The sequence below is a fragment of the Prosthecobacter sp. genome (assembly GCF_014879935.1).
Lineage (GTDB): Bacteria > Verrucomicrobiota > Verrucomicrobiia > Verrucomicrobiales > Verrucomicrobiaceae > Prosthecobacter.
Genome location: NZ_JACSRD010000040.1, coordinates 1 through 8,267, shown reverse-complemented (window position 1 = coordinate 8,267; position 8,267 = coordinate 1). Strand labels below are relative to the sequence as shown.

5 protein-coding genes are annotated in these 8,267 nt (G+C 62.9%); 4 read left to right on the top strand and 1 reads right to left on the bottom strand.

Translation table 11 applies throughout. The annotated features are described in order from the left end of the window. Nucleotides 1-168 precede the first annotated feature (168 nt). Entirely contained in the window at nucleotides 169-1,452 is a 1,284-nt protein-coding gene (locus IAE77_RS00730) for a sensor histidine kinase (RefSeq protein WP_294220371.1), read from the bottom strand. Between the two features lie 211 nt (nucleotides 1,453-1,663). Between IAE77_RS00730 and IAE77_RS00725 the strand changes: the two genes are divergently transcribed. The 4 genes from IAE77_RS00725 (at nucleotide 1,664) to IAE77_RS00710 (ending at nucleotide 7,980) form a co-directional block, all read left to right on the top strand. Continuing rightward, on the top strand, nucleotides 1,664-3,820 hold the full coding sequence (locus tag IAE77_RS00725; protein WP_294220368.1) for a VIT and VWA domain-containing protein: 2,157 nt from the start codon (nucleotides 1,664-1,666) through the stop codon (nucleotides 3,818-3,820). Between the two features lie 32 nt (nucleotides 3,821-3,852). Next, nucleotides 3,853-5,016: a vWA domain-containing protein gene (locus IAE77_RS00720; protein WP_294220365.1), complete on the top strand. Its 1,164-nt coding sequence runs from the start codon at nucleotides 3,853-3,855 to the stop codon at nucleotides 5,014-5,016. Between the two features lie 98 nt (nucleotides 5,017-5,114). Then, nucleotides 5,115-5,798 (top strand): response regulator transcription factor, encoded by a 684-nt coding sequence (locus IAE77_RS00715; RefSeq protein ID WP_294220362.1) that lies wholly within the window; start codon nucleotides 5,115-5,117, stop codon nucleotides 5,796-5,798. A 10-nt stretch (nucleotides 5,799-5,808) separates the two neighbouring features. Beyond that, on the top strand, nucleotides 5,809-7,980 hold the full coding sequence (locus tag IAE77_RS00710) for a HAMP domain-containing sensor histidine kinase (RefSeq protein ID WP_294220352.1): 2,172 nt from the start codon (nucleotides 5,809-5,811) through the stop codon (nucleotides 7,978-7,980). Nucleotides 7,981-8,267: the final 287 nt, after the last annotated feature.

Genomic DNA, 8,267 nt, shown 5'->3' with positions numbered 1-8,267 from the left:
CGCGGAATTCCGATTCCGCGAAGGCCCCGCCTCGGAATCGGAATTCCGAGCTACATGAAGTGCAGCTTCGGGCTGTGACTGTTTGCCGAGAGAGTGTGAACAATGCGGGTTGGCTCTCAAAGATGGGAAGAGGCCGGCGTTGGCTCTTCCCAGGCGGGCTCGAATTCCTCACGCCGGAATCACCATGCGGCAGAGGCCGCCGCCGTCAGGACCCGTGCCGGCGAAAAAATCGCCACGGAGCAACACGGCACGTTCGCGCAGGCCATCGAGGCCGTTGTTCGGCCGGGACGAGTTGGAGAAGCCTTTTCCATTGTCGGTCACATACAGGCTCACACTGCCTTCCTGTGTGAAATCGAGGTGCACGCAGATCTCGGAGGCGCCTGAGTGGCGGCAGGCGTTGGTGATGCCTTCCTGGGCGCAGCGATACAGTGAGATTTCCACCAGGCTCGGCAGCGGCCGGGAAAGGCCGGTCTGCTGCAACGAAAGCTTCAGCCCCGGGCGCTCCACACCAGTGATCAGGGCCGTCAGCGACTCTGTCAGCGATTTCTGGCCCGACGACATCACCCGCATGGTCGAGACGGAGCGGCGGATCTCCGCCAGCCCTTCCTGGTTGGCCCGTTTGGCTTTTTGAATCGAGTCCAGGGCCATCTTTGGCGACTGTTTGAGCAGTTCCTGCGCGGCGTCGAGCTGCGCACCCACCACGGTGAGGCTGTGCCCGACCGTGTCGTGGATTTCCCGCGCCAGCCGGTTGCGCTCCTGGGCGGCGGCCAGGACGGATGCCTGATCCGCCTGAAGCTCCAGCCGCGCATTCGCCATGCGCAGCTCATCCGCCAGCAGCGCCGTCTGCAGACGCTGGCGGCAGGCCTGCGCGATCGCGTAGCTGCAGCTCATGATGAAGACGCTCGTGGTGAACTGGCCGAACATCCAATACAGCGCGGTCTCTGGACCGATGACGAGGTATTGGTGGACGGTGGAGACCATGAGCGTCAGACCTATGACCAAAATCATGTCCCTCCGCCTTGTCAGGATGATCCCGGCGAAGCCCGCGATCGGCATCCAGAACCACTGCTGCATGCCGATGGGATTGAACGTGCCGGCCAGATGCGTGCAGGTGAAAGCCGCCGCCACCTGGCCGAGAACGTAGATGACACGCGCACGCACAGACATGACGGCGGGCCCTGCGGACGACTTCTCCTGGTGGAGCGTCGTCACCATGCGCGCCACGTGAAACTGGTTCCAGGCATAGGCTCCGAGGCCCACCACGACCAGTGTCGCAGCCTGGGCCACCAGGGACTGTTTCATCAGCAGAAAGCCGATCCAGATGAGCGGGGCCAGGCAGATCCAGCCCAGGATCAGGCTGCCCACGAAGCTGATCCAGCGCATGGAAAGCGCATGCCCATGCGCTGGGTGGTCGCGAGTCTTTAGTTCGGGAGCGTCGGTCGGTCCGGGCATGCGTTTCTGGGCCATTAGGCTCTCTCTGACACACTTTGTCCAATATTGCACAAACCAGATCAGCCTCATGACTAAAGTCACAACTATGTTGCTGTGAATATAAATTAGTGTGGCGGCGCGCACGTCTGCGCTTCCTTAGGAGGAACGGCGGTGCGCCTGCCTTTACAAGCCGTTTACAGACATTCTGTGACGTCGGAGCCAGCTTCGGCGCATGAAAGCTTCGTTCGCCGCCCTGTTGCTCGCCACCGCTGCCGCCGCACAAACCGCCCGGATGCCGGTGTGGATCTCGCCCAACACGCGCATCATCGCTCCGCCGGCCCGGCAGTCGGTCCAGGTCACGCAGGTCGATGCGCGCATCGACATCGCCGGTCAAATCGCCGTCACCACGCTCGACATCGCGCTGCGCAATCCGAGCAACCGCCCGCAGGAGTCGGAATTGCTGGTTCCGGTGCCGCAGGGTGCCGTTTTGAAGGCATTCGCCTTTGAAGGCGGCAACGCGGAAGGCACGGCGCGACTGCTGCCCCGCGATGAGGCACGCCGCATCTACGACAGCATCGTGGCGCAGACGCGCGATCCAGCCTTGCTGGAGTTTGTGGGCGATGCGGTGGTGAAATCGAGCGTGTTTCCGGTTCCCGCCAATGGCACGCAGAAGGTGCGTGTGACTTACGAGAGGCTTCTGGAGGCGGACGGAGCCCGTCTCGATTACGTGCTGCCACGTTCGGAGGCGGTGGAGTATGCGGTGCCGTGGAAGTTCTCGATGCACGTCAAATCGACGTCGCGCATCGCCTCGGTGTATTCGCCGAGTCACGAAATCGCCGTGAAGCAGCCGAATGATCGCGAGGCGACGCTCTCCTGCGTCACGAAGGACCCCGGAGCCTTCCGCGTGTCGTTCCTGCGGGAGACGAAGGACGAAATGACGGCCTCGTTGCTCGCCTATCCTGATCCGAAGATCGGCGGCGGCTATTTCCTCGTCATGATCGCACCGCCGAAGCCGAAGGCCGACGCCGCGCCGATCAAACGCGAGGTCACGCTCGTCATCGACCGCAGCGGCAGCATGGCGGGTCCGAAACTGGATCAAGTGAAGGCTGCTGCACTGCAAGTGGTCGAGGGGTTGAACGACGGCGAAGGCTTCAACCTCGTCGTCTATAACGAGGCGGTCGAGATGTTCGCCGCGCAGCCGGTCCTCAAGAACGCCGAGACGATCAAACAGGCCCGCGACTACATCAGCGCCCTCCGCGTGAGCGGCGGCACGAACATTCATGACTCCGTCGTCGAGGCGCTGCGGCAGAAACCACTCGAAGGCATGCTGCCCATCGTCCTGTTCCTCACCGACGGCCTGCCCACCATCGGCCAGACTTCGGAAAAGGCGATTCGTGAAGCCGTGGCGAAGGGAAATCCGCACCAGCGCCGTGTCTTCACCTTTGGCGTCGGTGTGGATGTAAACACGCCGCTGCTGTCACGCATCGCACGCGAAACCCGTGCCAGCGCGGAGTTCGTACTGCCGAAGGAAGACGTCGAAGTGAAGGTCAGCCGCGTGTTTGACCGCCTTCGCGGTCCGCTGCTCACCAAACCCGTGCTGCGCGTGCTCGATGACCCCAATCGTGTGAGCGATCTCATTCCATCGCCGCTGCCCGACGTGTTTGAAGGTGAGCAGATCCTTCTCTCCGGCACCTACCGTGGCGAGGCGCCGCTGCATTTCGAACTCACAGGATCGACCGCGACGGGAGAACGGAAGTTCGATTTCACCTTCGATCTCGACAAAGCGAGCACCGCCAACGCCTTCGTCGCCCGCCTGTGGGCCAGCAACAAGATCGCCGTGCTCAGCGAGGCGATTCGCGATCTCGGTGCCGATGGCGCGACGGCGAACACGACTGAGCTGGTGGGCGAAATCGTCCGCCTCTCGACCCAGTTCGGCATCTTGACTGAATACACCGCCTTCCTGGCCGAAGAAGGCACACCGCTGGCCGCCGCACCTGCAAACGCCGCTCGCGCCGCCACGGTTTACAGCGACAAGGCGATGAAAATCCGCAGCGGCGCGGCTTCAGTCTCGCAGTCGGAGAATCTGAAGAAGACGGCCGAGTCGAAGCAGCTCAACGTACGCAACCGCTTCCTCGATGAGAAGATGCAGGCCGTCGAAATCACCTCCGTGCAGCAGTGCCAGGCCGGAGCACTGTTTAACAAGGGCAACCGCTGGACCGATTCGGCTGCCGCGAAGGCCGAACGCGCCCCCGACCGCACCGTCGAGATCGGCAGCGCCGAGTTTGGCCGCCTCGTCGATGAACTCGCCGCCGACAACCGCCAGGGCCTGCTAGCGCTGCGTGGCGAGGTGCTCGTCGAGCATCGCGGGCAGCTCGTGCTCATCCGCTGAAATCTTTTCCGTCAACTCCACTCAACATCGTCATGAAAACCAAACACATCCTCGCCCCCACGGCAGCATTCGCTGCCAGCCTTGCCATCGCCAAGGAAACCCAGCCGCCCGCTCCTGTCGTCGAAACCGTCAAAGTGGAGACGACCGTCGAGGCGCCGCTCGTGCAGATCGCCGTGCTGCTCGACACCAGCGGCAGCATGGGAGGTCTCATCGAGCAGGCCAAGACGCAGCTCTGGAAACTCGTGAACGAATTCATCACCGCCAAGCAGGACGGCAGGACACCCGTCGTGCAGGTGGCGCTGTATGAATACGGCAAGTCGTCGCTTCGATCGGAAGAACATTGGATCCGTCAGATCCAGCCGCTCACGCGTGATCTGGACAAGGTCTCGGAAGATCTTTTCGCCCTCACCACCAACGGCGGCGATGAGTACTGCGGCGCGGTCATTCAACGTGCGATGAAGGATCTTGCGTGGGATCCGAGCCCGAAGGTTTACAAGGCCATCTTCATCGCCGGCAACGAGCCTTTCACCCAGGGTCCGGTTGATCCGAAAAAGAGCTGCAAAGACGCCATCGCCAAGGGGGTGATCGTGAACACGATTCACTGTGGCAGTGAGAGCCAGGGAATCGCCGGACATTGGAATGACGGTGCGTTGCTCGCGGATGGCAAATATCTCATCATCGACCAGAACCAGGCGATCGTTCACATCGACGCGCCGCAGGACGAGGAGATCGTGAAGCTCAACGAAGAGCTGAACAAGACCTACATCAACTACGGTGCCGCCGCTCCAGCCGCCAAGGCCCGCCAGATCGCGCAGGATGGCAACGCCGCCGCCAAGGCCGAATCCGGTGCGCAGGTGCAGCGCGTCATCAGCAAGGCCAGCGCGAACTACAGCAACACCGCCTGGGATCTCGTGGACGCCTGCAAGCAGAAGGACTTCGACATCACCACGGTCAAGGAAGCCGATCTTCCGGAGGAGATGAAGAAGATGAGCGCTGACGAACGCAAAGCCTACATCACCAAGAAAACCACCGAGCGTGACGAGATTCAAAAGAAGGTTCTCGCCTTGAACAAAGAACGGGAAGCCTACGTCGCCACCAAGCGCAAGGAATCCGCCCAAGGCGACACCCTCGACACCGCCATGGCCAGGGCCCTGCGCACACAGGCCGAGAAAAAAGGCATCGCGTGGGAGAAATGAGCCATGACGAAACCCGAATGGCGAATGACGAACGCGTCAGGCGCCTGTTCCCGCAACTTCGTCATTCCACATTCATCATTCGTCATTTAATCTGCCCCATGCCCACCATTCTGGTCATTGAAGACGACGCCGCGATTCGTCGCGGCGTCGTTGATGCGCTCAAGTTTGCTGGTCACACGATCTTGGAGGCAGGCGATGGTGAGAAGGGCCTGAAGCTGGCTTTGAGCGCCACGTTTGACCTGATGCTGCTCGATCTCGTGCTGCCGCATGCGAGCGGCTTTGACATTTTGAAGGCACTCCGTCGCGAGCGGCCCGGCACCCCAGTCATCATCCTTTCCGCACGTGGCGAGGAGAACGATCGCGTGCGTGGTCTGCGTCTCGGCGCTGATGATTATGTCGTGAAGCCCTTCAGCGTGCGCGAACTGCTCGCCCGTGTGGAGGCCGTGCTGCGCCGCGCACCGGAACGCCAGCCCGTGAGCGAAACTCTCGCGCTGGAGGCCGCCACCATCGATTTCGGTCAAAGCGTGGCCCGCTTTGGCAATGGCGAACACGCCGAACTCTCCGAGCGCGAGCGCGATGTGCTGCGCTACCTCGCCTTGAATCGCGGCCGGCCTGTTTCGCGCGAGGAACTGCTTCAGCGCGTCTGGCACATCGACAACAAACAGACCGAGACGCGCACGGTGGACATGCACATCGCCAACCTGCGCCACAAGCTGCGCGATGATGCCGAGTCTCCGCGCGTCATTGTCACCATTCGCGGCAAGGGCTACCAGCTCGCCTGATCTGCTTCTCATGCGCAAACCGCTCCACATCGGGATCACCTTCCTCGCCTGCTTCGGGCTGTTGCTCGCGGCGATGGCGTGGGTGGGTTGGCACACGCTGGCGTTGGAGCGTGAGCGCGAAGGAGCCGCTCGTGAAGGTGACAAGCAGGAGCGCGTGCGTCTTGCGCTCTGGCGTCTGGACTTCCAGGCCAGTGCGCTGCTGATGCGCGAGAACGCGCGACCGCCGCATGATTTCCGTCCGTTCCACTCCCCCGAAGGTCTGGTGAGCAAATCCTACAGCAATGTGGCGAAGGGCGAGGTGCTGGTGCCTTCGCCATTGCTCGCGGAGGTGCCGGAACATGTGCTGCTGCATTTCCAGATGGATTCACGCGGGCAGGTGATGTCTCCGCAGGTGCCGCAAAAGGACGAGCGCTCGCTCGCGCTGGCGCAGTTCATCAATGCGGACGACCTCGCCCGCAGCGAGCAGCGTCTCGCCGGCCTGCGTGAGCTGCTGATCAAGCCGGTGAATGCGATGACACCGCCGGAGAAGGAGGGCTCCTCCCTCTGGCGTGGAGCCAGCCGGTCCGTCCCGGCACGAGCGCCGGCGCAGGACGCCATTCTCAACAAGCAACTGCTCGCAGAGACTGCTTGTGTGATGCGTTTCGAATTCGATGAGACGACGGCGATCGGGAGCGATGCCAACGCGCCGCGCAACGCCGCCTGGAACGCGCAGCAGGGCCAAAGTGTGGCCTTGCAGCAGCAGACGATGCTCAACAGCGTGGAAAACCTCTCGCGCAACCGGGCCGTGACCGCGCAGGCAGAGGAGGCGATCAAACAGCAGCCGATGATCAAGATGAAGGAGCCGCCATCCAAGACGCTGGCGCTCAAAAGTGAAAAGGCCGCGGCCGCCAAGCCTGCGGCCGCCGCTCCCTTGAAGAAGGAGGCAGCGACCGCCTCCTCACGCGATCAAGCGGCCAAACCGGCCGCCGCACCCCAAGAACCGCCAATGCAGGCCGCTGCTGCGCCTGCAGCGGAGGCCCCGCCGGCTGCTCCCGCTCCGGTTTCGAGCTCGATGGCCGGCAGCGTTGCCGCTGCTGCCAGGCAGGAACGGAAAAACAACATCGCGCCGAACAGTTCCCGGCCGTTTCAAGGCGTCTGGCTGGGTGACAACCTCATTCTCACCCGCGAGGCCTTCGTTGATGGCGTGCGCATGGTGCAGGGCGTGTGGCTGGACTGGCCGGCGCTGCGGAGTGCCTGGCTGCGGGAGATCACCGATCTGTTTCCGGATGCCAAACTCGAGCCTGCGGCCAACGCTAACATCGGAGCGCCGCCGATCGACGATCCGCTGCGTTTCGCGGCTCTTCCCGTGCGATTGATCCCCGGGACGATCCAGCTGCCGCCACTGCCGTTCTGGACACCGCTGAGAAAATCACTCGCCATCGCGCTCGCTTGCGTGCTGCTGGCCGCGGCCGCGGTGGGACTCGTCTTGTTCGGCACGGTGGCCTTGAGCGAGCGTCGCGCCGCCTTCGTCTCCGCCGTCACGCACGAGCTGCGCACGCCGCTGACAACGTTCCGTCTTTACTCGGAGATGCTGGCGGATGGCATGGTGACGGACGAGGCCCAGCGGAAGACCTATCTCGACACGCTGACCGGCGAGGCAGGCCGCCTGAGCCATCTGGTCGAAAATGTGCTCTCCTACGCACGTCTGGAGCGTGGCAGTGCGAAGGCACGTGCCGAAAACATCACCATCGGGGAGCTGCTGGACCGCATTCTGCCGCGATTGAAGCAACGCGCCGACGACTGCGGCATGGAAGTGCGCATCCATGCCACGGAGAGCGACCGCAAAACGCCACTGCACGTCGATGCGGCAGCGGTGGAGCAGATCCTCTTCAACCTCGTCGATAACGCCTGCAAATACGCCGCGCCGCGTGCAGCGGAACCGGTGATCCATGTGGAGGCCGACACGAGCGGAAAATTTGCCATGCTGCGGGTTCGCGATCATGGCGCTGGCATCTCACGCAGCGAGCGCCGCCGCATCTTCCACCCATTTCACAAAAGCGCGGATCAGGCCGCGCACTCCGCGCCTGGTGTGGGTCTCGGTCTCGCCTTGTGCCGCCGTCTCGCCACGGCTCTCGGTGGCGCGATCACGCTCGACACCGCCACGAAGGACGGCGCATGCTTCGTGCTGCGGCTGCCGAAGTGAGCATGGCCGGCGGGTGACGCGACAGCGTTTTGGAGTGCGGCGGCCCTCCGCCGCTTTCGAGCGCAACGAAGCGGTTCATTCCACAAGGCTTCGCCCCGGCAGTCTTGAGCTACGAAGATAATCGTTTGGACTTCGTTGGAGATTTGGCCTCTCAAAAGCGCTGGAGGGCCCTGACCTTTACCCACAAGTCGGGTGATAACAGGATGGTCGTTGATACACGGGAATGAGAGAAGCGCGGCAGCGTCCTGGAGTGCGCCGGCCCTCCGGCGCTTTCGAGCGTCCTCGGG

Coding starts and splice junctions, on each gene's coding strand:
- IAE77_RS00730 (WP_294220371.1), bottom strand. CDS start 1,452: ATGCCCGGACCGACCGACGCTCCCGAACTAAAGACTCGCGACCACCCA.
- IAE77_RS00725 (WP_294220368.1), top strand. CDS start 1,664: ATGAAAGCTTCGTTCGCCGCCCTGTTGCTCGCCACCGCTGCCGCCGCA.
- IAE77_RS00720 (WP_294220365.1), top strand. CDS start 3,853: ATGAAAACCAAACACATCCTCGCCCCCACGGCAGCATTCGCTGCCAGC.
- IAE77_RS00715 (WP_294220362.1), top strand. CDS start 5,115: ATGCCCACCATTCTGGTCATTGAAGACGACGCCGCGATTCGTCGCGGC.
- IAE77_RS00710 (WP_294220352.1), top strand. CDS start 5,809: ATGCGCAAACCGCTCCACATCGGGATCACCTTCCTCGCCTGCTTCGGG.